The sequence below is a fragment of the Autumnicola musiva genome, assembly GCF_031846585.1.
Classification (GTDB): Bacteria; Bacteroidota; Bacteroidia; order Flavobacteriales; family Flavobacteriaceae; genus Autumnicola; species Autumnicola musiva.
In genome coordinates this window covers 95,114-121,803 of sequence record NZ_JAVRHK010000009.1, presented here as the reverse complement: position 1 = coordinate 121,803, position 26,690 = coordinate 95,114, and the positions used below count along the sequence as shown (strand labels likewise).

22 protein-coding genes are annotated in these 26,690 nt (G+C 36.1%); 2 read left to right on the top strand and 20 right to left on the bottom strand.

What is annotated here, in order from left to right:
- Positions 1-111: 111 nt before the first annotated feature.
- Positions 112-1,575 (bottom strand): magnesium chelatase, encoded by a 1,464-nt coding sequence (locus RM539_RS12950; protein ID WP_311503832.1) that lies wholly within the window; start codon positions 1,573-1,575, stop codon positions 112-114.
- A 16-nt stretch (positions 1,576-1,591) separates the two neighbouring features.
- Positions 1,592-2,722 (bottom strand): vWA domain-containing protein, encoded by a 1,131-nt coding sequence (locus RM539_RS12945; protein WP_311503831.1) that lies wholly within the window; start codon positions 2,720-2,722, stop codon positions 1,592-1,594.
- Between the two features lie 537 nt (positions 2,723-3,259).
- On the opposite strand from RM539_RS12945, the gene RM539_RS12940 reads away from it, so the two are divergent.
- Entirely contained in the window at positions 3,260-4,336 is a 1,077-nt protein-coding gene (locus tag RM539_RS12940) for an endonuclease/exonuclease/phosphatase family protein (protein WP_311503830.1), read from the top strand.
- On the opposite strand, the gene RM539_RS12935 is transcribed toward RM539_RS12940, so the two are convergent.
- Entirely contained in the window at positions 4,333-5,688 is a 1,356-nt protein-coding gene (locus RM539_RS12935; RefSeq protein ID WP_311503829.1) for a capsule assembly Wzi family protein, read from the bottom strand. The two genes, RM539_RS12940 and RM539_RS12935, sit on opposite strands and share 4 nt — an antisense overlap.
- 79 nt (positions 5,689-5,767) lie before the next feature.
- Here RM539_RS12935 and RM539_RS12930 point away from each other — a divergent pair, with 79 nt between their 5' ends.
- On the top strand, positions 5,768-6,499 hold the full coding sequence (locus RM539_RS12930) for a tyrosine-protein phosphatase (protein WP_311503828.1): 732 nt from the start codon (positions 5,768-5,770) through the stop codon (positions 6,497-6,499).
- Positions 6,500-6,694: 195 nt separating this feature from the next.
- Here the strand turns inward: RM539_RS12930 and RM539_RS12925 are convergent, their stop codons facing one another.
- The 17 genes from RM539_RS12925 to RM539_RS12845 all read right to left on the bottom strand — a co-directional run bounded on the left by RM539_RS12925 (position 6,695) and on the right by RM539_RS12845 (position 26,647).
- Positions 6,695-9,106 (bottom strand): GumC family protein, encoded by a 2,412-nt coding sequence (locus RM539_RS12925; RefSeq protein WP_311503827.1) that lies wholly within the window; start codon positions 9,104-9,106, stop codon positions 6,695-6,697.
- A 3-nt stretch (positions 9,107-9,109) separates the two neighbouring features.
- Positions 9,110-9,868, bottom strand: a complete 759-nt coding sequence (locus RM539_RS12920) for a polysaccharide biosynthesis/export family protein (protein ID WP_311503826.1) — start codon at positions 9,866-9,868, stop codon at positions 9,110-9,112.
- Between the two features lie 73 nt (positions 9,869-9,941).
- Positions 9,942-11,927 (bottom strand): polysaccharide biosynthesis protein, encoded by a 1,986-nt coding sequence (locus tag RM539_RS12915; protein ID WP_311503825.1) that lies wholly within the window; start codon positions 11,925-11,927, stop codon positions 9,942-9,944.
- 13 nt (positions 11,928-11,940) lie between these two features.
- Positions 11,941-13,086 carry an aminotransferase class I/II-fold pyridoxal phosphate-dependent enzyme gene (locus tag RM539_RS12910; RefSeq protein ID WP_311503824.1) on the bottom strand — a complete coding sequence of 382 codons (1,146 nt, stop codon included), beginning with the start codon at positions 13,084-13,086 and terminating at the stop codon, positions 11,941-11,943.
- Positions 13,083-13,733, bottom strand: a complete 651-nt coding sequence (locus RM539_RS12905) for a metallophosphoesterase family protein (protein ID WP_311503823.1) — start codon at positions 13,731-13,733, stop codon at positions 13,083-13,085. The genes RM539_RS12910 and RM539_RS12905 overlap by 4 nt, the downstream gene beginning before the upstream one ends.
- Before the next feature lie 12 nt (positions 13,734-13,745).
- A complete protein-coding gene (locus tag RM539_RS12900) occupies positions 13,746-14,651 on the bottom strand; it encodes an NAD-dependent epimerase/dehydratase family protein (protein WP_311503822.1) in 906 nt (301 codons plus the stop codon).
- Positions 14,652-14,655: 4 nt separating this feature from the next.
- Positions 14,656-15,690, bottom strand: coding sequence for an ATP-grasp domain-containing protein (locus RM539_RS12895; protein WP_311503821.1), 1,035 nt, complete (start codon positions 15,688-15,690; stop codon positions 14,656-14,658).
- A complete protein-coding gene (locus RM539_RS12890) occupies positions 15,687-16,310 on the bottom strand; it encodes a sugar transferase (RefSeq protein ID WP_311503820.1) in 624 nt (207 codons plus the stop codon). Before RM539_RS12890 ends, RM539_RS12895 begins: the two co-directional genes overlap by 4 nt.
- A gap of 52 nt (positions 16,311-16,362) precedes the next feature.
- Positions 16,363-16,983 carry an HAD family hydrolase gene (locus RM539_RS12885; RefSeq protein WP_311503819.1) on the bottom strand — a complete coding sequence of 207 codons (621 nt, stop codon included), beginning with the start codon at positions 16,981-16,983 and terminating at the stop codon, positions 16,363-16,365.
- A 338-nt stretch (positions 16,984-17,321) separates the two neighbouring features.
- Positions 17,322-18,485 carry a glycosyltransferase family 4 protein gene (locus RM539_RS12880; protein ID WP_311503818.1) on the bottom strand — a complete coding sequence of 388 codons (1,164 nt, stop codon included), beginning with the start codon at positions 18,483-18,485 and terminating at the stop codon, positions 17,322-17,324.
- Positions 18,486-18,520: 35 nt separating this feature from the next.
- Complete coding sequence (asnB, locus tag RM539_RS12875; protein ID WP_311503817.1) at positions 18,521-20,419, bottom strand: asparagine synthase (glutamine-hydrolyzing); 1,899 nt, start codon at positions 20,417-20,419, stop codon at positions 18,521-18,523.
- A 56-nt stretch (positions 20,420-20,475) separates the two neighbouring features.
- The gene (locus tag RM539_RS12870) at positions 20,476-21,387 is read right to left on the bottom strand and encodes a GNAT family N-acetyltransferase (RefSeq protein WP_311503816.1); all 912 of its coding nucleotides are present in this window, start codon (positions 21,385-21,387) and stop codon (positions 20,476-20,478) included.
- A gap of 2 nt (positions 21,388-21,389) precedes the next feature.
- The gene (locus tag RM539_RS12865) at positions 21,390-22,316 is read right to left on the bottom strand and encodes a DUF2334 domain-containing protein (RefSeq protein WP_311503815.1); all 927 of its coding nucleotides are present in this window, start codon (positions 22,314-22,316) and stop codon (positions 21,390-21,392) included.
- Positions 22,317-22,381: 65 nt separating this feature from the next.
- The gene (locus tag RM539_RS12860) at positions 22,382-23,359 is read right to left on the bottom strand and encodes a polysaccharide deacetylase family protein (RefSeq protein WP_311503814.1); all 978 of its coding nucleotides are present in this window, start codon (positions 23,357-23,359) and stop codon (positions 22,382-22,384) included.
- A 10-nt stretch (positions 23,360-23,369) separates the two neighbouring features.
- Positions 23,370-24,482 carry a hypothetical protein gene (locus tag RM539_RS12855; protein WP_311503813.1) on the bottom strand — a complete coding sequence of 371 codons (1,113 nt, stop codon included), beginning with the start codon at positions 24,480-24,482 and terminating at the stop codon, positions 23,370-23,372.
- Positions 24,483-24,584: 102 nt separating this feature from the next.
- Positions 24,585-25,535: a GNAT family N-acetyltransferase gene (locus RM539_RS12850; RefSeq protein WP_311503812.1), complete on the bottom strand. Its 951-nt coding sequence runs from the start codon at positions 25,533-25,535 to the stop codon at positions 24,585-24,587.
- The gene (locus RM539_RS12845; RefSeq protein ID WP_311503811.1) at positions 25,532-26,647 is read right to left on the bottom strand and encodes a glycosyltransferase; all 1,116 of its coding nucleotides are present in this window, start codon (positions 26,645-26,647) and stop codon (positions 25,532-25,534) included. Before RM539_RS12845 ends, RM539_RS12850 begins: the two co-directional genes overlap by 4 nt.
- Positions 26,648-26,690 lie beyond the last annotated feature (43 nt).

The window sequence follows — 26,690 nt, the reverse complement described above, 5'->3', positions numbered from 1 at the left end:
AACAAAACAACAGCTTTCCATTAATAATTATTAATTTCTCACCAGGAGGAAAAAAAAATACCTGATCTGTAATGAGATCAGGTATTTTTTATTTTTTTCGGAAATTTTTTTTTACAAACCACTTATATAACTTCCGTAGAGATCCTTAAACTGAACTCCTTGGGAGAAACGGTGCTTGCTAAGCTTTTTGTATTCTACAAGCCCCCACAGCAAAAATTCTTTAAAGAAATAGCTTTCTTCATTGCTGAGTTCAGGCTGATATTTTTGCATTAAATCATTTAAGGGTTTTATAGAATCCAGTCTCTCTTTATATTCAGCGTCTGAAAGATCATCGGGCAGTTCAAATCCACTCTGTTCAAAGAACCATTCCACTAAATCATCATACGGACTTCTATTTTCTGCCTTCTGAAGTTTTTCAATTTTTGGAAAATATTCAGGAAAAATTGTTTTTACTGCATCGCCTATAAGCTCCATAGCTACAGCTGATGCTCCCTCCTGTTCTCCTTCGTATACAAGTTCCACCTTTCCGGTAATTGACGGGATCACCCCCAGAAAATCACCAAATCTAAGCAGCGTTTTACTATCGCCGGATTTTAAACTACGACGTTCAGCAGCACTTAGTAAATTTTCATAGGCAGTAATACTCATCCGGGCACTAATACCACTTTTTTCATCTATAAACTCACTGTCACGTGCTTCAAAGCTAATTTGCTCTAAAAGATCCTTTGCCAGTTCCGGCACATATACAAGCTCTGCCTGCCTTTTGTCCAGTTTTGCTTCCTGCTGGGTAATAGTTTTGGCAATCTCTATAGTTTCCGGATAATGAGTAAGAATCTGGGAGCCAATCCTGTCCTTCAGGGGAGTAACTATGCTTCCACGATTAGTATAATCTTCAGGGTTGGCAGTAAATACAAACTGAAGGTCCAGTGGGAGCCTTAGCTTAAAACCTCTAATCTGAATATCCCCTTCCTGTAAAATATTAAATAAAGCAACCTGAATTCTTGCCTGCAAATCGGGAAGCTCATTAATTGCAAAGATGCTCCGGTTAGCTCTTGGGATCATTCCAAAATGAATTACACGGTCATCAGCATAACTTAGCTTGAGATTTGCTGCTTTAATCGGGTCAACATCGCCAATAAGATCGGCCACGGTAACATCTGGCGTTGCCAGTTTTTCGAAGAACCGCTCTTCCCTGTGAATCCAGCTAACGGGGGTGTCTTCCCCTTTTTCTTTTAGCAATTCTTTCGCAAAACGGGAAATAGGATTTAAAGGATCATCATTTATTTCCGACCCTTCCACTACCGGAATATATTCATCCAGAAGATTCACCATTAATCTCGCCAGCCGCGTTTTTGCCTGTCCACGTAATCCGAGCAAATTTATATTATGCTTAGAAAGAATTGCACGTTCAAGCTCGGGAATAACTGTATTGGAATAACCGTGAATTCCTTCAAAAGCAGATTCATTGTTTTTAATTTTCTTAATAAGATTTTGCCGAAGCTCCTCTTTTACACTCTTACTCGTATACCCGGCGTTTTTTAATGCGCCAAGGGTTTTTATATTTTCAATTTTCATAGTTTTTTATTTGGGTTTAACCTCTGATTCTTTTTTTACGGTTGGCCTCATAATCTTCAAAAATCATCTCACCAAGACCTTTTAATCCGGTATAAAATGCCTTGCCCTGATTGGCATTTGTGAATTCACGCACAAACTGGGTAAGGTACGGATCCTGGGCAATCATAAAGGTTGTAATTGGAACATGCAATTTTCTCGCCTGGCGGGCCGTGTTATAGCACTTATCAACAATATATGGATCAAGTCCCATGCTGTTTTTATAGTACGAACCATCCCTTTCCCTTATACAGCTGGGCTTTCCATCTGTAATCATAAAAATTTGCTTGTTGGTATTTCTTTTTCTTCTAAGGAGATCCATAGCCAACTGCATACCTGCTACCGTATTGGTATGGTATGGGCCTACCTTTAGATAAGGAAGATCTGCAATAGAAATAGGCCAGGCATCATTTCCAAATACAAGAATATCCAGCGTATCTTTAGGATATCGCGTGGTGATAAGTTCAGCCAGCGCCATAGCTACCTTTTTGGCCGGAGTAATCCTGTCTTCCCCGTAGAGAATCATACTATGACTAATATCGATCATGAGAACAGTACTCATCTGGGATTTATAGTGGGTTTCCTCCACTACAAGATCATCCTGGGTCATATTAAAATCTCCCGGTCCATTGTTGATTTGTGCATTTCTAAGACTTTCAGTCATAGAAATACTGTCTAATGAATCACCAAACTGGTAACCCCGGAAATCGCCGGTATGTTCATCTCCTCTCCCTATACTGTTGGTACGATGGTTTCCGGAAGTACCTTTCTTTAGTTTGCCAAATATCTGGTCCAGGGCCTGTTGGCGAATAGCACGTTCAGTTTTTGCAGTAATTACCATGCCACCACCTTCTTCAGGATCTACTTCTTCTTTTATATAGCCTTTCTTCTTCAGATCTTCTATAAAATCCTCTATAGTATAATCATCGTCAGTAAGTTTATATTCATCGTCCAGCTGCTGAAGCCAGTCCAGAGCTTCATCCAGATCACCGGAAGTATGGGTGATTAATTCTTTGAAAATTTCAAAAAGTTTTTCAAAAGGGGTTTTAAAGGGTTCTTCGTATTTCTTAAATACAAAACCTCTCTTCTCCATTTCATTTTTCTTCTCCATGATTTAAAAATAAGGTATTTTGTACAGAAGGAGAAAAACATTCTCCTCAACATGCTTTAAACTTTTGTTAATGGATCTTAATAAGATATTACCCCATACAGGATATTAATTTATATATAACGAAATAGGAATTTTTTTAGCTTGTAATTTTTTTTCAGATAAGCTATTTCCTGAATTACAGAAAGATAATTAAGCTTTATTTTTATTATTCTATTTCTTTACTTAACCATTACTACTTTTTTACTACAAAAGTTTTTCTTTCCTTTGATCCTGATTCTACTGCATTAGTAAATATTTGATCTTGTGCGGCGGCTATTTTATTTAAATGGATATCCTTCTAATGAAAACAAAGAAAATTTCCTTTAATTGATAAAATAAGATGGATATTTACCAAATTCTACTGAAATTTGCTCCGGCAGATCATGGAAACATGACATTTCGATCTAAACCTACTAAACATAATAAATTATTAACCACATCTGAATTTATTCGGTTTTTCATGGAATTTTATTCTGGTGTTAAATTAAGATTTCCCCTATGAGGATAGCAGAAATAATCCTTTTATTCTTTTCATTTGTAATGATTATTCCCACACTGGCATCTTTAACCAGATTTGATCAATGGTGGATTCGCGGATTTGATTTTCCACGGGTTCAATTGAGCTTTCTCATATTGGTAGTTATTGTGTTTTCAGCCTTCTTTTACTCATTTGAAGAAACCTGGCACTATATAGCTATTGCTGTATTATGTCTCAGCCTTTTATATCAGTTAAAAAAGATTTTCCCCTTTACTCCTATGGCAAAAAAGGACGTACTCGAATTTGCCGGTGATGATCCCGATGCTACTCTTTCCATTTTAGTGAGCAATGTGCTCACCCCGAATAAAAAATACAGCGAACTTTTAAAATTAGTGAGAGAGCGGGATCCCGATATTCTGCTTACGCTTGAATCTGATAAACGTTGGGAAAAGGAACTAGCCGTTCTGGAAGAAGATTATCCATACACTGTTAAGGTTCCGCAGGATAATCTTTATGGAATGCATTTATATTCGAAGCTGAAGCTGGAAGAAGAGCGAATTAGATTTATTGTTCAGGATGACATTCCATCTATAGATGGATATTTAAGGCTTAGAAATAAACGAAGAATCCGTTTTCACTGCCTTCATCCAATGCCCCCCAGCCCTACTGAAGCAGAAACCTCTACTAACCGTGATGCCGAGTTGCTTATGCTTGGCAGAGACATTAGAGTTGACAAAGAACCTGTTGTGGTATTTGGAGATTTGAATGATGTTGCCTGGAGCAGAACCACCCGATTGTTTAAAAAAATGAGCGGGCTTCTTGATCCAAGAGTAGGACGAGGTTTTTTTAGTACTTTTCACGCAGATTACAAGCTGTTACGCTGGCCCCTTGATCATGTATTCCATAGTAATGATTTTACCCTGGTAGATATAGCCAGTGATCGTAATATAGGTTCAGATCATTTTCCTATGTATATTAAACTGAATTATGAGCCACGGGCTGAGATTATTCAGGAAGAACCCGAGGCAGAGGAAGAAGAAAAGGAATGGGCTGAAGAAAAAATTGACGATGCCAATCCCAGGGAAAAAGCAGTTTAATATATTACTTTAGAAATCTTAATTCCAGCCCCTACTCTGGAAGAGGCATCTGAAATGAAATCTGCTCCTAACTGTACATCAATAATGAAATTATTCCTGTTAAACACTTCAGCATCAAGCAGGGTGGAAAAAATAGTATTGTCTAAAATGTCATTTCCTTTGTTCCCATAGTTGGACCGGTAACTTCCCAAAAATTTATAAGGCAGGCCTCCAAAAGCCATTCCTGTGAAAGCAAGATGATGGGCAACAATTGTATTATTATATACGCGTGTTCTATCTTCATTCATAGTAATAAAAGGCACTCCTATAACCTTATTTTCATAAGTCCAACCTGATTTATACATATTATGTACAAAATAATTATCATCCCCATCGGTAGTACCGCTGCCTTCACTTTGATCCCTGGTATAATAAAGCTCATACATAACGGCTTTTATCCAGGAATTTTGCTCTAATTTATAAGTATCTTCGATGTAAATTCCATATCGACCATCCGGTGTATTATAAAGCATCCTGCCAGAGCCATCTTCAAAAAGATTATTGTACAACAATTCAACTTTATATTTGTTGATTTCAGTACTTAGCTTTACTTCATAACTTCCCAGCTGGTTTCCTTCGGCATTCTCCAGAACACCATTCTCAGAATCGCCCTGCTGTCCCGTAATTACGCGAATATATCCATCCAATCCCGAAGATAATTCCCCATATTCAGGAGAAGTTCCTCCCCATTGCACAAAATGCTGTAAGCCTGCTGAAAGTTGAAAGTTACCTGCTGTTTTGTAAACAATATTCAGACTTTTATGATGAACCCGGGTATTCCTGACAAAACGGTCATCGTCTAAAAAATACTCACCATAGGATGCTGTAAAGCCTAGTCCATGATCATTAGAAAAGAAAATAGGCTTATTTGTTTCTATTTGAATCCCTGGCAATGGTCTGGCATTTAAGGACCATAAAATATTTTCATTACTGGCACTTAAGCCGGAATATTTCTCCTGCCTATGCTCTCTCCCCGCCGTAATACTAAACCATGAATTCTGGTACTTCAGGTAAGATTCGTCAAACCTTAATCTGTCAATGTACCCATCCTGGAATAAAATACCCGCTCCAACTTCCAGAAAACTTTCATTATTGAAATAGGTTCTGGCCGAGCCGTTAAGCCAGGTAGAAAAATTAGCAGTTTCGTCTATTCTTCCCCGTTTATTACTATGAAACCAGAAAGGAGACTCTTCTCCGGAATAATAATTACCATAGGCATTGGCCTCAAGATCATATTCAAAAAATTGAGCACTTGCAGGTAAAGAAATAAATGAGAGTAATAAAATAGTAAAAGTTAGTCGCTGAAATTTCATATTATAGGTGAAAAAGTCCGTTGGGCGGAAACTGATGTAGCGCCAAAATTATGTAATTTTGTTTATTAAAAGATAATAGATGCTTTCGATTTTTCAGAAAAAACAATTTTTATCAGATTATCTGGAAGGTTTTACAGATTTTCATAATCACCTTCTGCCTGGTATAGACGACGGTGCTTCTACTATAGAAGAGAGTCTGCTCCTGATAAATACGTTTAAACAAATGGGAATAACTTCGTTTGTTGCCACGCCACATGTGATGAGCGAATATTACCCTAATACTCCACAAACTATAAATGAAGCTCTAAACCAACTAAAAGAACAAATTCCAAAGGATGTAACAATAAAAGCAGCTGCAGAATATATGATGGATCAGAATTTTGTTGAAATTCTTCAGCATGATGATATTCTTCCAATAACCGGAAAAAATATTTTGGTAGAAATGTCTTTTTTTCAACCTCCTATCAATCTAAATGAAATTCTTTTCAAGATACAAAATAGTGGCTTGAGCCCAATTTTAGCACATCCCGAAAGATATCCATTTTTCCACGAAAAAGAACTTAAAAAATACAATGACCTAAAGTCCAGAGGCTGCAAATTTCAGCTAAACATGTTGTCATTAACAGATCACTATGGACCGGGAATTAAAAAGATGTCATATAAGTTACTTCAGGAAGGTCTTATAGATCTTATTAGCAGTGATTGCCACAGAATTGAACATTTGGAAAAACTGGGAAAAATCCGGCTTTCTTCAAAAGTAATAGATCAGTTAAAACCCATAATTGCTAACAGCAAAATGCTTTTTAAATAAAATAATCTCCTGAAAACGATTATCCCCGAGACAAGCCGAACGGGTTTTTCGGCGCATATTAGCCTCTTCACCAAAAACTGAAATTTTATATTTTCCCTCATCCGGTACTGCGAAAAAGCATATCCCCCAGGAAGAGGTGAAGGAAAACCCCGAGACTAAATCATCGGGGCAATATATATCATAAATTAACTATTACTACTTCTTAGTTTTTTTAGAAAAAGGATTCCGAAAAATTTTTTTCATTCTGCTTTCTTCTTCTTTTCCATAGCCATAACCATAGCCGTAGGAATAACCATATTTTGCTCCGTAAGAAAATTTAGAGTAATCCACATCATTCAATACAACTGCAAGTCCTTTCAATTTTCCCTGTCTCTTGAGGTCTTTCGGGAAATCCAGGAGCTTTTTTTCCGTGTAATCAGCTCTGGTAACGTAAATAGTAGTATCAGCCAAAGGACTTATCAATAAAGTATCGGTTACTATCATTGTTGGAGCTGTATCAAGAATAACGTAATCATAATTATTGGCAGCAAAGTCCAACAAATTCTTCATTCTGTCATTCATGAATAGCTCAGCCGGATTGGGGGGGATAGACCCTGAAAGGATTAAATCTACTTTTAAATCCTCTTCTTTGGAACTAACAATAATATTTTCTTCATTAACATCATAATCATACAGGTAATCTGATAAACCTTTATGGCCCATATTTTCACCACTGTACCGGTGCAATTTAGGATTACGAATATCAGCTCCAATTAACAGAACATTTCTTTTTGTACTGGCAAAGGTACGTGCAAGATTATAAGAGATAAAAGTTTTACCTTCTCCTTTTATAGTAGAAGTTACAAAGATCACCTCTCCTCTGTCCTTATTCTTGCTCTGTATAAGGTATGCCATGTTAGTACGTAAGATCCTGAAGGATTCTGCAAGGGGTGAACGATCATTTGTTTCTATGACCTCACTTTGTCCGGCTGCAATCCTTGGAACTTCTCCAATGAATGGAATACTTTGGGTTAAACTATTTAAATCACCCTTATGGTGTACTTTCGTGTCTAAGAAATTTCTTATAAAAATTACAATTAGTGGAAGAAGTAAACCTAGAATTAATCCACCTAAAAGAATAAGCCATGGTTTTGGGTCAACAGAATTTGCATAAGTAAATGCAGGATCCACTACCCTCGCTACGGAAGATGTTGAAGCATATGAAATAGCAGCTTCTTCGCGTCTTTGTAACAAAAATAAGTAGAGTTGTTCTTTAATTTGCTGTTGTCGCTCAATTGTCCTTATTCCACGCTCCAGTCCCGGAAAACTGCTAAATTGTCCCTGCGCAGCCTGTTCCCGTTCCAGTAATTCGTTTCGCTGGATATTTAATGATCTTTTTGTACTTTCAATATTATCCAGGAGGTTACTTCTAATTGATTGAAGTTGCTGACTAATTCTCTGGATTACCGGATTCTCCTCAGTTGATTTATTAAGCAAATCATTTCTCTGCAGTACTAATGTATTATACCTGGTAATCTGACCGGAAATTCCTGATTCCGAAATACCAATATCAGAAGGTAATAATGAAAATTCTTCCTCTTCTTCTAAACGTTGCTGTACAGACTGAATTAATTGTTGCTGAGTTTCAAGACCGAATATTTGCTGCTCTGCTGCAGAATAACGGGATTGAAATTGCGAGGCTCCACTGGCAACATCCATAATCTGATTATCCCGCTTAAATTCTGCCATACCTCCTTCAACTGAGTCAAGTTCCTCAGTGATTATTTCCAATCTCTCCTGAATAAAGGCAGTAGTATTCTCAGCTACCTCTCTTTTATCAGCAACACCCTGCTCATTAAAATTTTCCATAAGGGTGTTCAGAAAATCTTCCGATTTTTCCGGTGACTCCTGAGTCATACTTAAAGCTAAAACATCTTCAGCCCTTCCTTTCTGACCTATTTCAAGGCTTGCAATATAGCCACCTACCACATCATTTAATGGTCTCACCTTAACAGTTACCGGATTATTCCATTCCTGAACAGATCCATCTACTATTCTCCTTTCAACCGTAAAATTTAATCCCGCTATTTCAAGTTCTTCCCCAATTTCATGTGTGCTGGAATAACCGAATTTTTCCACCTGCAATAAAAAATTATCATCTGTCCTTGGAGTTATTAACAATGTTTCAGATTTCTTATGAAGAATTGAATCAGGAGTTTGAAAATTAAGAATTATGGGGCTACTTTTATAAGCTTCAACCGTGATAACATTTCCTTCAATATAATAGGATATATTATGGTCTAATTCATCTACAACGCTAGCCACCATTTGTTTGGATCTAAGGGTGACAATTTGATTCGCCAATGTGGAATTTTCAAGAGAAAGTATAGAACTGTTTCCTGAAGGTATGGCACTCATTACACTTTTATCCTGATCTTTCACAATCATCATAGAAGATTCTGAATGGTATTGTGGAATAGTGTAACGATTATAAAGGTAAGCAATCACCCCTCCTACTATTAAACCGAAGAGAAGCCATTTCCAATGCTTCAGATACTTATAAAGTTCTGCTTTAAGATCAAAATTCGATTCTTGCTGGTTTTCCTGAAATCCTTCTAATTCTTCCATCTATTATAAACTATTAATAAGTAAGTATAAACTAATAATAGTGGTACCCACAGAAATTATACCTTGATAGCTTGTAAAAAAACCGGCAGACTTCACCTGGCGATAAGTGGGTTCTATATAGACAATATCATTTTGTCTTAAATAATAGAATGGACTGTTAAATATATCTGCCTCAGTCATATCTACATGTCCAACAGATTTTACTCCATTAACTTCCCTTATAACCATGATATTTTCACGTTTTCCGGTATAAGGAATTCCTCCCGCCTCAGCTAATAGCTGGGGCATGGAAATTCTACCATCTTCAACAGGAACCCTGGCGTTCACCTCTCCCAATACGGTAACGGTATAATTAAGAAATCTTATGTTTACCACAGCATCTGTAACATATTTTCTAACCTGGGCTTGAAGCGTCTGCTCCAGCTCCCTTCTTGTTTGTTCCGCTACATTTACCTGTCCCAGGACAGGATATTGGATAAAGCCTTCCGAATCGACCAGATAACCGGAAAGGGTGGAATTTCCTCCTCCTCCACCTCCTCCTTGCTGGCCTCTATTGTTCCTTTGAAAAGGCTCAACTACTTCCTGAATTTGAGAGGAAACGCTAATATAAAGGACATCATTAGGTTGAATAACAGCCTCATAATCTAAAAGATTTTCCATTCCTTCTAATTTTTCAGCATTTTGGAAATAAACTATTTCTTCCCGGGTAGAGCATCCGGAAAGGACTGCCAGGAGCAGCATAAAAAGGAAAGGTTTTCTCATAAATTTTTAAAATCAAAAATTGCAAATATACTTTTATAATGTAAAGGTTAAACTTTAAGAAACTAAAATTGTGTTAAGATAAATTTTTGGCTTCTGAATTCTTACTTACTTTATCCAACCTTTGAAAAGATGAATTATTGCTTATAAACTCGGGGATCAGGTCTTTAAGTTTTGCAACCACTTTATCACTTTTAAGTTTATTAGCTGAATTGATAACTCCATCTATTTTTTCACTAATCTTTTCATAATCCCGAACAACATCCTGACCTATCATAATTTTAGCATGATGAGTTGGTAAAGTTTTAGCCTCATTATTTAATAATTCTTCATAAAGTTTCTCCCCGGGACGAAGTCCGGTAATCTTAATACTAATTTGTTTATTAGGTTCATAACCCGCAAGTTTAATCATTTTGATGGCGAGATCCATTATCTTTACCGGCTCACCCATATCAAAAACAAATATCTCCCCTCCTTTACCCATAGCCCCGGCTTCCAGAACAAGTTGGCAAGCTTCAGGTATGGTCATAAAATACCTAATAATTCCGGGATGAGTAATTGTTACCGGCCCTCCTTTTTCAATTTGTTTTTTGAAAAGCGGCACAACGGAACCATTAGATCCAAGAACATTACCAAACCTGGTAGTAATAAACCTGGTTGTCTCTTTTCCGGTTTTTAACTGATGATGATAAAGAGATTGCACATACATTTCAGCAGCACGTTTTGACGCTCCCATAACATTGCTGGGATTTACTGCTTTATCTGTAGATACCATTACAAAATGACCTGCATTATATTTTAATGCCAGATCAGCCAGGTTTTTAGTCCCTGAAATATTAACAAATATAGCTTCATGAGGATTCTGTTCCATTAGGGGAACATGTTTATAAGCCGCCGCGTGATAAATAACATCTATGTTATTGTTGCGAAACATAAGTTCGAGACGCTTATAATTCCCAACATCGCAAATGATACATTTATAATCAAGATCAGGAAATTTAGACTCAATTTCCAATTGCACATTATGAAGAGGCGTTTCTGCCTGATCCAGAATTATTAACCGCTTAGGATTGTATTCTGCCACCTGCCTTACAATTTCGCTACCTATAGAGCCTGCTCCCCCGGTAACCAGAATGGTTTTACCTGTTAGCTGGTCAATTTTATTCTGAACATCAAGCTGAATAGGTTCCCTGTCTAAAAGATCTTCAATTTGAAGACTTTGCACTTTTTGTGCTATAGGTTTATCTTCTCCCCAGGTTGAGACAATAGGAGCATTATATACGCTAACGCCATGCTCCAAACAGTCTTCAACCATTTTATACCTTTCTTCTGCAGAAAATTTGCTTTCAGAAAAAACTACAGCATCTGCATTAAGTGATTTTACCTCCTCATGAATATGCTTACCGTATTTTAATACAGGTTTATCCAGTAAACGTATACTTTTATTATGCTTTTCATTAGTTAAAAATCCCACGATCCTGAACCTTTTAGGATGTTCAATATCAAGAGCACCCGCTATTGAGATAGCATTTTCATCTGCCCCAAGTATTACCGCCTTTATGAGATTTTCATCTTTCTGAACAAATTTAAAATATTCATATATCTGCTTAACCGCCAACCTGAATAGAAACAATAAAGAGAAAGAAATCCAGAGGTTTATCAGAAGTGCTCCAAAAAGAAAAATCTTCTGGTTAATGATAAGCGAAGTGATAAGGTTAATTATAAGCAGCGTAAAAAAGGAACTTAAAGTAGCTAACAACAACTTTAAAGCATCAATATTGGAGGAATACCTAATTATTCCGGCATAAGTTTTAAAAACATAAAAGAAGAAGATATTTATCATCATGATAATAACTCCCTTATCTGCCATATCAATCAAGCCATAGACATTGGGGGTAAGATCCAGTAATATAAAAGCCGTGAAAATGGAGGAAATAGCAACTAAGCCAATATCAATTAAAAAAACCACCCAACGGGGGAGGTACTTAATATTCCTAAGGTTTAATGCATCATCCGGCCCTGTAGGTAATTTCCCTAAAGCTCTATGTAGTTTATTCCCCATTATTTAATGGATTCTATTTAAAATATTTTTGAATCGACTCTGAGATTCTTTCTATTTCTTCTTCTGTTAAATTTGAACCAGAAGGAAGACAAAGTCCATTTTCAAATAACGTTTCAGCTGTTCTCTCACCATAATAAGGAGCATCAGAAAATACAGGCTGCATGTCCATAGGTTTCCATAAAGGCCTGCTTTCAATGTTTTCCTGCTCCATATGCATACGCAAACCTTCCCGGGAAAGTTTTTCAGAATTACTATTAAAGCTTATAACTGAAAGCCAATGATTACAAAAATAGTCATTATCAGGCTCATTATGAACAGTTAATCCTTTAAAATTACCCAGTAATCTGTTGTAAAATTTATTCATATTCCTTCTCTGCTCCACTCTCTGATCCAGGACTTCCATTTGCCCTCTTCCTATACCGGCACAAATATTACTCATCCTGTAATTATAACCAATTTCACTATGCTGGTAATGTGCTGCTTCATCTCTTGCCTGGGTTGCCAAAAAGACAGCTCTTTTCTTTAATGCTGCATTTTGGGTTACCAGTGCACCACCACCTGAGGTGGTAATAATCTTATTGCCATTAAAGGACAAAATGTTTATTTCTCCAAAAGTTCCACATTTTTGTCCTTTGTAAGAACTTCCCAGGGCTTCAGCACTATCTTCAATAACCGGGATATCATATTCCCCGGCAATTTTATGTATTTCATCTATCTTATAGGGCATACCATATAAGTGAACAGCGATAATAGCCTTTGGCTTTTTGCCTTTTTTTATCCGATCTTTAATCGCTTCCTCCATATACTCCGGTGAGAGATTAAGTGTATCCAGCTCACTATCAATAAAAATTGGAGTTGCGCCAAGATATGCAATAGGATTTGCAGATGCGGCAAAAGTCATACTCTGGCATATTACCTCATCTCCCCGCTCTACTCCCAGCAGGATTAATGCCAGGTGAAGTGCAGCCGTTCCGGAACTTAAAGCTGCTACTTCAAAATTATGAATATCATCATTTTGGAGATATTTCTTAATATCCTCTTCAAAGCCCGATACATTGGGTCCCAGGGGTGCTATCCAATTTTTCTCAAAGGCTTCATTTATATATTTTTGTTCGTTTCCTCCCATATGTGGCGAGGAAAGCCAGATTTTTGGCTTCATATTGTTGTAGGTTTATTTCTGTAATAATTTATGCAAATTTCAGGATACTCATCTTGCACCATTCGGCTGATTACTTTTTCAATGTCATATTCAAAAGATTTAAGCTCTACCAGTCCTTTTTCTTCATCTAAAAGCACATACTCTGCCACGTTTAATAATCTGCGATTCTGACCTAAACTTCCGGTATTTACCAGGCGGTGGTCTCTAAAAGATCTGTCAAACTGATAATGGGAATGTCCTATAATATAATTTTTATCCAGGTGAAGTTCTTCCAAATCGGAATCAGGAAAAATGTATCTGCTTCTTATAGTATGCTGAATATTGAAATCTTCAGTTCGTGTACTTTTCTGATAATTTGAAATTTCATCCACTCTGCTAAAGCCAGGATAGCAAAATTTGAAAAAGGCATTAGCCACCTCATTGGAACCTGTATAGTTACCACCCAGATAGTTCTCTTCATGATTGCCCAGCAATTTTACCAAATTTGGTATACTTTCCAACAGATCCACGCATTCATTGCTCCAGGGCCCGTAATTAACCACATCCCCATGACAAATTGCTTTGTCATAATTGCCTTTCTCAAGCTTAAAAAGCTTTTCCAAAGCAGGCAAATTACCATGTACATCACCAAAAATTAAATACTTCAATTCAAATATTTTTTAGTTTTCTCTTTTGAATTTTGAAACCACATTATCTAAGCCCTCTTTTAATGGAATAAAGCTGTTATATGTAGAACCAATTACCTGCTGAAGGCGCGATATATCTATATTTGCTTCGGAACCAACTTCTGAAGATACAGAATTCACGATTGGAGAATCAGAATGTGTTAGCTCTTTAAGCTGCACTGCCAAATTATAAATTGAAACGGGTTCGCCACTAGCCAGATTTATCCTATTATATTGGCTGGTTGACCGGCCAATTGCATAAATTCCCCGGCAAACATCTTCCACATTTATAAAGTCAACAGTATTTTTTTCCGCATCTATTAATTGAACCTCTTCATTTTTCATCAGCTTTTTCAAAATATTAAAAATAATACCTTCAGGAACCATTTCTTCTCCATAGACAGCTGATAGTCTCACATGGGTAAGTTTAACATCTCCATTAGCCACACACTCATCCATTAACTGCTCCTGGCTTAGCTTGGACATGCAGTATCCTGCATGTGCTCCTCCAGGCAGAGCCTCATATTCTTCTTTTAATGGATTAGGCCACGGCTTTTTAACCACTACTAATGTAGAACAGTTAATAATCTGACTGATCTTATTTTTAACTGCCCAATTTGCAATATTTACGGCTCCAACGGTGTTGGTTAGAAAAAGCTCTTTTAAAAATTCCGGATCTTTTGAAGATTTTCCTTTCTGCGGAACAATTGATGCGCAATTTACAATCACATCCGGCTGAAAATTTATTGCACCAAAGCTTTTTTCATCACAAATATCCACAGCTATGCCATTCTCTCCTCCGGAACGGGAAGCAGGAACCGCTTCTCCTCCGTTTTTATTGATATATTTAGTCAAATAGCTCCCAATGAATCCGCTACCTCCAAATATTAAAAATTTCATCTTGCTACTTTTTGAATGGATGATATTCGGCTTCAGGCTTTTCAATTTCCTTTGAAGCATTAAATCTTTCGGCCTCTTCTTTAGGAATAAATAAATCTGCCCACACTCTCAAAACTTCACCTTCCCTTAGCTCAGGCTGAGAAATTTTTTGCTGATTGGTATAATGATTTACAACTGCCTCCACTTCATTAAACCCAAAAAAGCTTCTTAATGGTGTTGTACCACTAAACCTGGCATTAATTTCAAAAATTACCGGCTCCCCGTTTCTAATTCTAAATTGAAAATTGCATGGCCCTTCCACTCCCAGGCTTTCTGCTATTTTCTTTATAGTCTCATCATACCGGGTAAATTCCTTTTCATAATATGCCCGGTAAGTATTCCCGTCTCTTAAATCTCTTTTCAAGGTAACCACTGCAACAGCTTTACCGTCTAGCACAAGACAACCTGAAGTAAACTCTCCTTCTTCTTCTGAAATGAATTCCTGAATTACCAGGTTATTAGGATACGAGGTAATTTCATCTAAAATTTTTTCATTTTCAACTTTTACAATTCCTTTAGAACGTGCCCCATCCACAGGTTTTGCAAAATATGGATATGCTGATTTTTCTTTTAACTCTTTTACTCCCTTCTTATCTTCCGAAAGTACAGAATAAGGAAAAGGATAATCATTCTCCTGTAAAAATTTAGCAGTCAGATATTTATTATTTGCTATCTCTATAACCTTCTTATTGGATACAATTATTTTCAAATTAAACTGAGATTCCAGTTTTTCCTTATTTTCCGCAAATACAGGAAGTTCTACATCTGTCCCTATAAATAGCAAGTTTATATTATTCTCTGAAATTAGTCTAGATATTTCTACTATATAATTATTGTCGGTAGCTAAGGGAATAGTATGTGCAAAATCGCCTAACCAATGCCCGCCAGATCTCCAGGCAGGATCACAGGTATGGATTGTCATATTACCTTTTATCTCATTTAATGATCTTAATATTCCCTGTCCCAATAATGCTCCGGCACCAGTAACTAAAATATTCATATTCTGTTTTTTTGTTTAATATATTCAGAAAATCTAGGCATGGTAGAGTGCCCTTCAGCATTTACTCCTTCTGAGAGTATTACCTTTTGAATTGTTTTTATTATAATCAACATATCAATTCTAAAACTCAAATGGTCAACATACCACACATCCATTATGAACTTTTCATCCCAGTTTAAACTATTCCTTCCATTGACTGCTGCCCAACCCGTAATTCCCGGTTTTACTTCATGCCTTCTCTTCTGGAAATCATCATAAAGAGGCAGGTATTCCGGTAGTAAAGGCCTGGGACCTATTAAACTCATCTCCCCTTTTAAAACGTTCCACAACTGAGGGATTTCATCTATAGATGATTTTCTAACTATTTTTCCAATTGCCGTAAGCCGTTCTGAATCGGAAAGCAAATTTCCTTTTTCATCCCGTTTATCGGTCATAGTTTTAAATTTGACAATCCTAAAAATTCTGGAATTTTTCCCCGGCCTTTCCTGGAAAAAAAAGGGTTTACCACTATTAGCAAAAGCCAATAAAATAAAGGCTATTAATAAAAGGGGACTTAAAATCACCAGAGCAATAAATGCTATGGCCCTATCCATTAAAGGTTTTATAAATCTTCTGTACATTCTAACTTTTTAGCCAATGTTTACCGGCACTTAATGAGCGCTGGTTATATAACTACCTGAAATTTTCAATATAACCTGCCTTATTTTTTAATTCCTGATTATTATAACCAAAAAAATCTATATCATTATATTCGGCAGCATCAAGATCGTTTATTGAATCTCCAATTAAACATACCTTTTGCTTATCATATTTAGTCCTTTCCAACAGATTCTTAACCAAACTAATTTTTGGAGTGGGAGAACCCTCAATAGATTTAAAATAAGAAGATATTCCCAATTGATCGCATAAAAACCTTAATTCCTCCCCATCTGAACCGGACACAATATGCATTTTAAATTCTTCCTGATGGTTTTCTATAAAGTCCAGAACCTCTCCGATTAAAATTTCCTTATTAACAAGACTTTTTCGCATAATAGTGGAAAAAGAAGAAGATAGTTCAGCTACCTTTTTTTCGCTAACTTCTTCCTCTCTGATATTTTCAAAGAAATATCTAAATTTCACATACCTGGACAAGCCACCATTTCTTTTATGATAATCTATTAACTGTTTTACTTCCTCTTCAGGATAATTAGATAAAGTTTCCCAAAAACCTTTTTCCCTCACAGCCATGGAGTCTACAATAACTCCATCGAAATCCCATAATATCACTCTATTATCTATAAATTCCTTCATAAAACTTTAATCAAAATGTAACCTACATAATCTTACATACCTTTTTGAAGATTTGACTTCTGGTCAATTAAAAATTTCCGAACGTTAGGTTTTTGCTCCTTATACATATATAGGGGATTTCCTGTAAATCGAGCCCGAAATTAAAAAATCATATTCGGGTTATGGGATTTAACAGTGATATTTAACAGCATTTTTATAATTATGCTCAGTAACAGTTTTAAGCCTCAAACTCTATCGTCGATTATAATATTAATATAGGTATTCAAATTTCATGTAATTACCTTCCGGGTGAAACTTCATGCAGGATAAAATGCATGACATAATTAGCAGTTACAATATTACCTCAGGAGTAATCCCTCTATCCTTTTATACTCATCTAAAATAGCTTTCCAAACCCCCTCCCTTTCGTAATTTTCTTCTATGGTATTTCTGGCGTTTTTTCTTAAGTTTTCTTTTTTAGAAAAGTCCAGTAAAAAATTTTTCATTTCATGATATAATGCATCCGCATCTTTAACCGGAATAACCCGGCCATTAATATCATGTTTTACAATTTCATTACATCCGTTTATATTAGTTACAATAGCGGGCAGTCCCATTGCTCCAGCCTGCATTACTACATTAGGAAAACCCTCTCTGTAGCTTGGAAATGCCAATACATCTGAAACTGCAAAATATGGTCTAACATCTTTTTGATAGCCTACCGAAAGAATTCCGGGATTCTCTTTTATTCTTTGGACCGTATGTTCTTTTAAAGGATCCAGTTCCTGTTCAAATGGCCCTACCAGCAGAAGAGAAATATCTTCGCGTTGTTCCCTTAATCTTTCAAAGGCTAGAATTAATTCATTTATTCCTTTATCTTTTACGAGCCTGCCCACAAATACAAACACGGCATTACCAGCTGGAATCTTTAAATCCTCCCTAAACTTCTTTTTAAATTCTTCTGAATAAAGAGCCGGATCAAAATGTGAGGTATTGATCCCATTTGAACTGCCCTTACCTAAAACCTTTACTTTTTCTGAAGGAGCCAACTTTTCAGCCAGGATAAAATCTTCTATTCCATGAGAGTTAGGATAAATCATGGTGGCGCAGGAATAGGTTAGCTTCTCTACCCCTTCTAAAACTTTCCTTTTTATACCTTCCGTTTCCATTAATGGCATTCCGGCAACAGTATGGAGCCGTATAGGGACACCTGCTAATTTAGCGGCTAACATACCGGCAATTCCCGCCTTAGGAGTATGGGTATGAACAATAGTCGGCTTTTCCTTTTTAAAATATTTATACAACTGATATAAGGATCTTAAATCACGTCCGGGGGTTATAGCCCTTGTCATATCTACATAAAAAGTATCCACGTTATTATCCTTTCCATAATTTTCAAGGCGTACTTCATCTGAGGAAATAGCAGTTACTTCATAATATTGGCTCATAAAGTTTAGCTGTCCTTCCAGCAGGTGTTCCAGAGAAATGGGGACAGTGGTAATACGGACTAATTTATTTTTCATTTTGCTAATTTCCTTCTGCCTCATATTAAACCGGCTTATTTACTATATGAATTTTTGTACCATTTCTGAAAACAAAAGAAGGTCCATATCCTGAAAGTGTTATCAATTTTTCCCTGTAAATGATTATCCACCAGCTTTTCTATTTCTTCAAATAGAAAAATACCCTGCTTCTCAATAAAGGGTTTTTCTGTGTATGACTTCAATTCTGGTTTTAAATAACCTCTTAGCCAATCCCCAACCGGCACACCAAAACCTTTTTTGGATTTATCGAGGAAATCTTCAGGGAAATATTCTTTAAATGCTTCTTTTAGCAGATATTTTTTATTCCAGCCTTTCATGAGAAAATTCTCCGGTAGTTGCGAAGTAAAATTCCAGAGTTCCTTGTTCAGAAATGGTGATCGGCTTTCTAAAGAAGTAAGCATACTTGTTCTATCCACTTTCACCAACATATCACCTTCCAGGCTTATAATCTGATCAATTCGCCTGAAGTCATTGAGTGTCTTGTTTTTTTCCCCCACCTGATCCTTGTAATAATCCAGCGCATTTTCATAAAGAAATTTTTCATTAAATATGGAGCTTAATTCCTGTTGGGGAAATCCCAGAGACATTATATTATAATAGAAGTCTCCCTCGTAATTAACAGCTTTCATCAATCTACGCACTTTAAACCTCCAGCCCCGTTTATCATCTTTAGTGGCCAAAACAGGAGCAGTGGCTTTTAACATCCCCTTATGCAGAAATTCAGGAAAAACAGAAGTATACTTCCTATTAAGCTTCCCCATGTAATATTTATTGTAACCTCCAAAAACTTCATCTCCCCCATCTCCTGTTAATGCCACTTTTACCTGTTGCCGGGTTTTATGAGCCACAAGATAAGTGGGCAAAGAAGAGGAATCTGCAAAGGGCTCGTCAAAATTTAAAAGAATCTGATCTACATTATCTTTTAAATCACCTTCGGAAACTACAAATTCATGATGATTGCTATTTATGAGTTTCGCTACCGTTCTGGATTTATCAGTTTCATCAAACGACTTTTTTTCAAAGCCAATGGAAAAAGTATCAATTTTTTTATCGGTTTGTTGTGCAAGACATAAAGAAATTACAGAAGAATCTACTCCTCCCGATAAAAAAGTCCCTAGTGGCACATCGGAAACCGACCTGCTTCTAACCGAATTTTGTACCCGGTTATGCGCTTCTTCTTTAGCCGCTTTAAAATCTATATTTCGATCAATTTCAGACTCAAAATACTGAGGAATTTCGCTAACTTCAAATTCTGAAGCTTCACAGTCGTAAGTAACGTAATGATTTGCCTTAAGCTTATGAATATTTTTATAAATCGTAAAAGGTGCAGGAATATAAGTTAGCTGAAAGAAAAGATTCAATCCCTCCAAAGAAATTTGCGGTTTTTGACTATGGTTCTTCAGAATTGATTTTAATTCTGAAGCCCAGTAAAAAGTATTTCCGTGCTGAGTATAATAAAGAGGTTTTTCACCGAAATAGTCTCTGGCGATAAAAATCTTGTTTAAATTTTTATCATAGATACTAAATGCAAACATCCCATCCAGCCTGGAAAATGACTTCACCCCGTATTGCTCATAAAGTCTTAGTATCACCTCGGTATCCGAGGTGGTTTTAAAAACACAACCTTTAGCCTGCAATTCTTTTTTAAGCTGCGGAAAATTATATATTTCGCCATTAAAAACCAGCTGTATATTATTATCTTCAGAAGCCATAGGCTGCTCGCCTGTACTTAAATCGATAATGGATAATCTTCGCATAGCCATACCTACAGAAAAGGTTTCACTAGCTTCAACAAATATTCCATCCTGATCCGGACCGCGATGAAAAATTTCAAGATTCATCAGAGATAGCTTTTGAGCCAATTCCTTTTCATTATAATTTTCCGTAGATATTAATCCGTTAATTCCGCACATATTATTTTATACCTAAACCACTACTACTTCGTTTCAAATTATACAGGTTCTAATCCTCACATTTTATCAGCCATGTTGATATCTAAGGAATTAAAAAGCACCTTATAATCAATACTTTCATCGGAATTCTTCAAAATTGTAAAAAATCCCGGACCGCAATTAAAACCTTTTTCCAGACAAATATCTGCAAGTTCTTTACGGGTAGTAAAGAAAAATGATTTTTTTCCTTTCTCCCGTAAGCACCAATTGGTAATGGCCTGGATATTGATGTTGAAGGCAGATGGATCTTTAGATGTTAACAATAAAATCTTCATCTCATTCACCCCACCTTCAACAATGGCAAAGTCATCACCTATTTTTAAAAGAATGGTTTCTTTGATCCTGTTGATATACTGGGAAGAAAATTCTTCTAATGTATAACTAAAGCTTAGGAAATTCTTTTGCGTCTTAATTGTCCTCTCGTAAATTTGTTTTCGGACGTTTTCATTATTTTCAAGTGATTCAATATTATTTTCATCAATGTTATAAGGCTCTTCAGGTGAAAATAAGTGAAAAGTGGGAAACATATATGAGCCTGCCGATTCAAGCCGACGCCGGCTGGCATTCTCTTCTGTTACAAAAGCCGTAAGAAAAGGAACATTCTTTTCCTTACAAAGTTGGTTAGAATTCTCTATCATTTTACTAAAACAGCCCTTTCTTCTTGCTGCAGGCAAGGTCCAGGAACCAGTCATAATACCTATTTCTATTGTTTGATTATTGCCCGCCAAGGTTCTGTAGGATACGGCAGAACCAGCAATAACTCCATCCTCATCATTTTCAATAAGCATGATATCAGTTTCATGTTGGCCAATTTTCCGATTTAGACCCCAATTGTACTCTTTTACTCCGCCCCAACCATTAAAACATTTATTTAGATTTTCAATATACTGTTCCTGATAATTGGAAGGATTATTTATTATTTTTTCCATAATTAGTTATTTTCTTTTATATAATCAGAAATTTCCCCCATAGAGGTCCACCATAAATCATTTCCATATTCATTTTCGAGATTGGTAAGCAATACATCTAAATAATTCATGTATAATTCATCTACCCCATCAATGGCAATATATCCAAAGACAGATTTTACGATGTGCGCTTTAATAGACAATAATCCGGAAAGATCTAATATTTGTTTTGCTCTTTCAATTTTAGAATTCGCCTGAAAATTGGTTGGAAGGTGTATAATTTTTCCATCTTTTAGAGTAGTTGGATATAATAGCGGAACACCTTTAATCCCACTCATATTATTTACAGCATCCTTTGAAATTTCCGAAAAAATATCCCTTGCGGAAGCTACAAAATCAAACCCTGCCTCTATTAATGGGTTTAATAATGCTTCGGGGGCATTCCAGCCGGGAGGACAAATTCCTTTAGCATGAGTAATCCCTGAGCTATCAAAAATTCTCATCATCTCTTTAATAATTTCCCGGAATTCTTCTTCAGATTGATCCTGAAATTCCACAGGAATCTTTAAACCTTTATGCACATGATAAAGCCCGTGATAAGCAATCTCTGCACGCTGCATTCCGTTTAAGAATTTTACAAATTCAGGATGTCTTTCAAGATTCATTTTATCCTTAGGCCAACGTTTGGCCAAATAAAATTTGTCCCGTACTCCCGGAATTGAAGCTAGAATCTTTTTTGTGGGTTTTGGAGAAATTTCTCTCCAGTTAGCTGTGGTAAACAAAGTGACTTTTAGCTGCGGATGCCTGTCCAACAACCACTTTACCAATCCTAACTGTCCGTTCTCAAGATCTCCTCCTGCTTCGTAATAATCGCTACTTTTTGCAGGATGTATATCATCTATTGTAAAGCATATAGCTGCTTTTTTATTTGATGGCTTCCATTTTAGCATGGCATGTTTAAGTTAAAAGATGTTGGTTTGATAGATATGAGATTTAAGATTTTTTCAGGTAGTAATTACCCGGAATTAAAAATTTGATCTAGTTCCTTCATGTTAACCGATTTAAAATCATACTTCTGCTTACATTTTTGATAATGTATAAGTATTTCATTAAGGTCCTTCATACTTTCTTCCGGCCTCTCGCCAAAATTGTGCGGATGCCACCATAAATGATAAACCTCCTTATTTTTTGCAGCAGCAGACATTTCTGCTTTTATACGGTTTATTTTAAGATTATGCAAATAGCTATTATTTTCTACAGGACGTAAAAAGCGACTGGCTTTTTGAAGAAGAGGCATCCCGGGTTCCTTTTGCAACTCTGTAATAGAATAAGATTTTCTAGGAGCCAGAGGATTGTACGCATCTCCTGTTCTAAAAATTTTATTTAATAGAGATTCACTTGCAGGATTTTTCCAGTACCATGAATCCGGATTGGATCTTACTGTTTTTATTCCACAATCACTGCAAACCTGTAGGTAAGCTTTATTAATCTGATTTCTTGGAAACACCAGTGATTCCAGTATATAATTATGCTCTTTGGCCACATTTACAGCTTTCTCCAGATCTGCCCTAAAATCTTCAACAGTTTGCCCCTTCTCCGTACAATAATAATGGGAATAGGTATGAGAACCTATTTCCTGACCAGGTGTATTATTTATCCAATTTATTAATTCAGATGCAAAACATTGGCTTTCTTCTCCCTCAAATTTAATAGCCTCACCAAACTTATATGGAGAAAGTTCTTTTTTCAGATAGCCAGGAATACGCTCCGGAATATTTTGTTCCCATTCATTCCAGTTCCTGTTAAAAAGCATACCTACTACTGCCCAGGTAGCATTTACTTCATAGCTCTTGAATTCTTCCAATATTTTCGGAATTACCAGATGAGTGTTTTCAAAATAATTTCTTTTCTGCTTGTAATTCACCACATCGAATACTCCCCAAAGAAGCTCAAAATCCAGTGAAATTACCAAATGACCATGATTATTTTTCATAGGTGTATTTTCATGCTGAAGCTAAAACTTCTCTTTCTGATTTTAATTTTGACTTTCGCCTTTGTCTGAGCTTTATTATTTTATCATATTTTTTCTGCGCCAAATAATAATATATTACAAAAAACAGATAATACATTACCATTGATTTCTGCCGCATGATGATTCCCAAATTAGACATGATAAAAGTCATGGCTAATGAAGTTGATAAAAAAATCATCATACTCATTTTAACAAAAGAAGGTGATTTCATTAGGAATTTCACAAAATCTTTCTTCAGGATTTTTATAAAAAGTAATAAATAAAGTAGATTTTCAAAAGAAATTATAATACCCATAAAATTTGGAGCATCAATAAACAAGGGACGAAACCAGAAAGTAAAAATTTTCACTGGTAATGGATACGACTGCATATCTACTCCGGAACTGGATGTGCTCAAATCTTCAGAACGTCTTTCTGAAAAATTTTCAAATCCTTGCACTAAATTTTCACTGTCCTGCAAACCAACAACACCTAATATGGTATCCTGTACCAATAGCAGGGATACTAACAGTCCTATACTTATTCCAATTTTTTGGTAAAGAGGTACTTTCGCTTTTCCGCTCAGATAACCAACCACTGCACCCACAGCTACGAACATAAACATATGTGGACGAATTTGGAAGATAATAAAGGAACTAAGAATCAGAATTAGATATCGCTTTTTAAAATTGGTGATAGCATATGTGAATATCATCAACCCCATGAAAATAGATGATCCTTTTGCAAAAGATACTGTCCAAAAATGCATATTTGGCAAGAATAAAAGTAAAGTGAGAAAATCAACATTGAAGACCTTAATCTTTATGGGTATATTCTCTCTAAAAAATAAATATGCATGTAAAAAACCTATAAATCCAAACCAGGAAAACAAGAACATCATGGCCTCGAAAGAAGTTATCCCTAAAGTATAAAATGGATACCCCATGAAGTCAATAAAATGTGTGTCTGTACCAAAAAGTTCAAACCACGAACCCGTGTGAGTACTCACTTCATCATAGTACCCTTTAGAATCAGAAGGATTGTTTCCGATATACCACATATAAAAAACGTAGAACAAGCTATGGTATACATATAGCAAATTCATCTTTTTATCGTCAAAAAACGCATGCTTTCTCTTATAATAACTGAATACTCCCTGGTTAATGAGAAACAGAAAAATGAACAAAAACAATGCTGCTATCATACTCTAAAATAGTTCAAGATCTCCTAAGCTATAAGTCCACTTTTGAACATCAGATATCTCAGGCATATTTGGAAACTCGGTATTTAGGTTTCTAATTGTTAATATTGGGCCAAAAGAACCACTTATGGAAGGCCCATTAATTTTCATCAATTCAGGAGAAAAGGAAATTACATGTACTCCGAATTTCAGACTCCACTTTTTAATAAGTTTTTTTACATCTTTAGGATTAGAGTTTCCGTCCCCAAAGATACATTCTACTATACGCAGTTCTTTAAAATTTTTTCTGTATTTAACAATGGCGGCCATGTAAATACCTGCGCCATTATAAACCTCATAATTTTGCAATGGATTTATCTCATACCTCCATCTAAGATAATCGGGTGACTTTGGTGTATATAAACCTGAAGTACGTGCCAACCTGTTATTCCATTCTTTACATAAAGAATCCAAATCCTTAGGAGACAAATTTTTATCAATGCTAAAGCCTTGTTGATTTTTTCTCAATCTCCAAAAGGAATTCCAGGCCGGAAATAAACCCACTTTTATTTTTCCTGCCGTCTCCCAGCCCATTTTCAAATACCCCGGCCGGCTTTGCTCATTTGGAGTATTAAATATAAAATTTACACCTTCTTCCCTGGCAGCCTCCACTGCTTTAAGTGTTAATTTTTTAAAGATACCTTTTCCTCTATGCTCAGGATGGGTAGCGGTATCTACGGCTCTGCATGCTTTATAAACCTGATTTTCATTTTTCCAGTTCCAGCGCATAAAAGCCCGAACACCAATAATTTTTTCATTTTCCTCAGCAACAAAAACAATTGATTTCCCAAAAGGATTATCTTCATGCTTAAAATTCCAGACCTCTTCTGAAACTGCCAACTGATCTTCACCAAGGCTGATCTTTAAGACAGAGATAATGGCGGGTATGTCTGAAGGAGCTGCTTTTCTTATGGTCATGAATTGATGTGTTTTTGATAAGTAGCTTCTAATGAGTTCACCATATTTTGTAAGCTAAATGCCTCTTTAACCCTTTGCCTTGCAGCATTTTGAAATTTATAAATTTGGGATCTATCTGCGGCAAAGAAATCTATATGATTGGCTAAATCTTCATAATCCCCTACATCGCTCAACTTGCCATCTTCATTGTCTCTTACAACTTCAACAACACCCCCGGCCCTGGTGGAAATAATTGCGCATTTCATACTCATAGCTTCCAGCAATGCAACGGGCAAACCTTCAAAAGTGGAACTCATCATATAAATATCCATAGCCGAAAAATAATCTACTGTATTAGTTTGAAGACCCGGCAATATAACTTTATCAATTAAATCTAAATCCTGTACCATCTGTTCAACCTCCTCTTTTTGAGGACCTGCCCCTACTACAATTCCATAGATATCAGGATGCTTATCACTGGCTTTTTTAAAAGCTTTTATCCAATCCGGAATGGATTTTTGAACCCGAAAAACTGCTATACTTCCTATAACCGTAGCATTAAGCGGAATGCCATATTTTTTTCTGATTGCGTTACCCTTATCTTTGTCTCTACAATAAGCTTCTGTATTTACACCGTTCAATATGGTTTCGACAGGAATATGAGGATTTATATTTTCTTTTATGGAGCGAGTGACATCAGCCGAAACTCCAATTGCCCTGCTTTGAAAATTAAAACTTAATTTATTAAGCCTTTTAGTGATTTTATGATAATGCTCCTGGATATTATGTTCAGTATAAATAACAGGAATTTCAGTTTGGGCATAAATCATTCGTCCTAAAAAACCCGACCACGGTAGATGACAGTGAATAATATCTATTTTTTCTTCTTTACAATACTTGATAACCTTTTTATACTGCACAAGCATTTGAAGGTTATTATTGGACGAAAAACAAGAAACTCTGCCACCGGCATTTTCAATATCTTCTACCATTTGGTCCTTCCATGGAAGAAAATAAATACAATGAAAATCAAATTGAGATTGATCATGCAATTTTAAAGTTTCTGCCAATAAGACTTCGGCACCGCCCCGACCTAATGATTTTATGATATGGAGCACTTTAATTTTCTGCATAGTAATATAAAAAGATAAGCGGCCGCAAGATTGGATATTTCAA

Coding starts and splice junctions, on each gene's coding strand:
- RM539_RS12950 (WP_311503832.1), bottom strand. CDS start 1,575: ATGAAAATTGAAAATATAAAAACCCTTGGCGCATTAAAAAACGCCGGG.
- RM539_RS12945 (WP_311503831.1), bottom strand. CDS start 2,722: ATGGAGAAGAAAAATGAAATGGAGAAGAGAGGTTTTGTATTTAAGAAA.
- RM539_RS12940 (WP_311503830.1), top strand. CDS start 3,260: ATGAGGATAGCAGAAATAATCCTTTTATTCTTTTCATTTGTAATGATT.
- RM539_RS12935 (WP_311503829.1), bottom strand. CDS start 5,688: ATGAAATTTCAGCGACTAACTTTTACTATTTTATTACTCTCATTTATT.
- RM539_RS12930 (WP_311503828.1), top strand. CDS start 5,768: ATGCTTTCGATTTTTCAGAAAAAACAATTTTTATCAGATTATCTGGAA.
- RM539_RS12925 (WP_311503827.1), bottom strand. CDS start 9,106: ATGGAAGAATTAGAAGGATTTCAGGAAAACCAGCAAGAATCGAATTTT.
- RM539_RS12920 (WP_311503826.1), bottom strand. CDS start 9,868: ATGAGAAAACCTTTCCTTTTTATGCTGCTCCTGGCAGTCCTTTCCGGA.
- RM539_RS12915 (WP_311503825.1), bottom strand. CDS start 11,927: ATGGGGAATAAACTACATAGAGCTTTAGGGAAATTACCTACAGGGCCG.
- RM539_RS12910 (WP_311503824.1), bottom strand. CDS start 13,086: ATGAAGCCAAAAATCTGGCTTTCCTCGCCACATATGGGAGGAAACGAA.
- RM539_RS12900 (WP_311503822.1), bottom strand. CDS start 14,651: ATGAAATTTTTAATATTTGGAGGTAGCGGATTCATTGGGAGCTATTTG.
- RM539_RS12895 (WP_311503821.1), bottom strand. CDS start 15,690: ATGAATATTTTAGTTACTGGTGCCGGAGCATTATTGGGACAGGGAATA.
- RM539_RS12890 (WP_311503820.1), bottom strand. CDS start 16,310: ATGTACAGAAGATTTATAAAACCTTTAATGGATAGGGCCATAGCATTT.
- RM539_RS12885 (WP_311503819.1), bottom strand. CDS start 16,983: ATGAAGGAATTTATAGATAATAGAGTGATATTATGGGATTTCGATGGA.
- RM539_RS12880 (WP_311503818.1), bottom strand. CDS start 18,485: ATGAAAAATAAATTAGTCCGTATTACCACTGTCCCCATTTCTCTGGAA.
- asnB (WP_311503817.1), bottom strand. CDS start 20,419: ATGTGCGGAATTAACGGATTAATATCTACGGAAAATTATAATGAAAAG.
- RM539_RS12870 (WP_311503816.1), bottom strand. CDS start 21,387: ATGGAAAAAATAATAAATAATCCTTCCAATTATCAGGAACAGTATATT.
- RM539_RS12865 (WP_311503815.1), bottom strand. CDS start 22,316: ATGCTAAAATGGAAGCCATCAAATAAAAAAGCAGCTATATGCTTTACA.
- RM539_RS12860 (WP_311503814.1), bottom strand. CDS start 23,359: ATGAAAAATAATCATGGTCATTTGGTAATTTCACTGGATTTTGAGCTT.
- RM539_RS12855 (WP_311503813.1), bottom strand. CDS start 24,482: ATGAATTTGCTATATGTATACCATAGCTTGTTCTACGTTTTTTATATG.
- RM539_RS12850 (WP_311503812.1), bottom strand. CDS start 25,535: ATGACCATAAGAAAAGCAGCTCCTTCAGACATACCCGCCATTATCTCT.
- RM539_RS12845 (WP_311503811.1), bottom strand. CDS start 26,647: ATGCAGAAAATTAAAGTGCTCCATATCATAAAATCATTAGGTCGGGGC.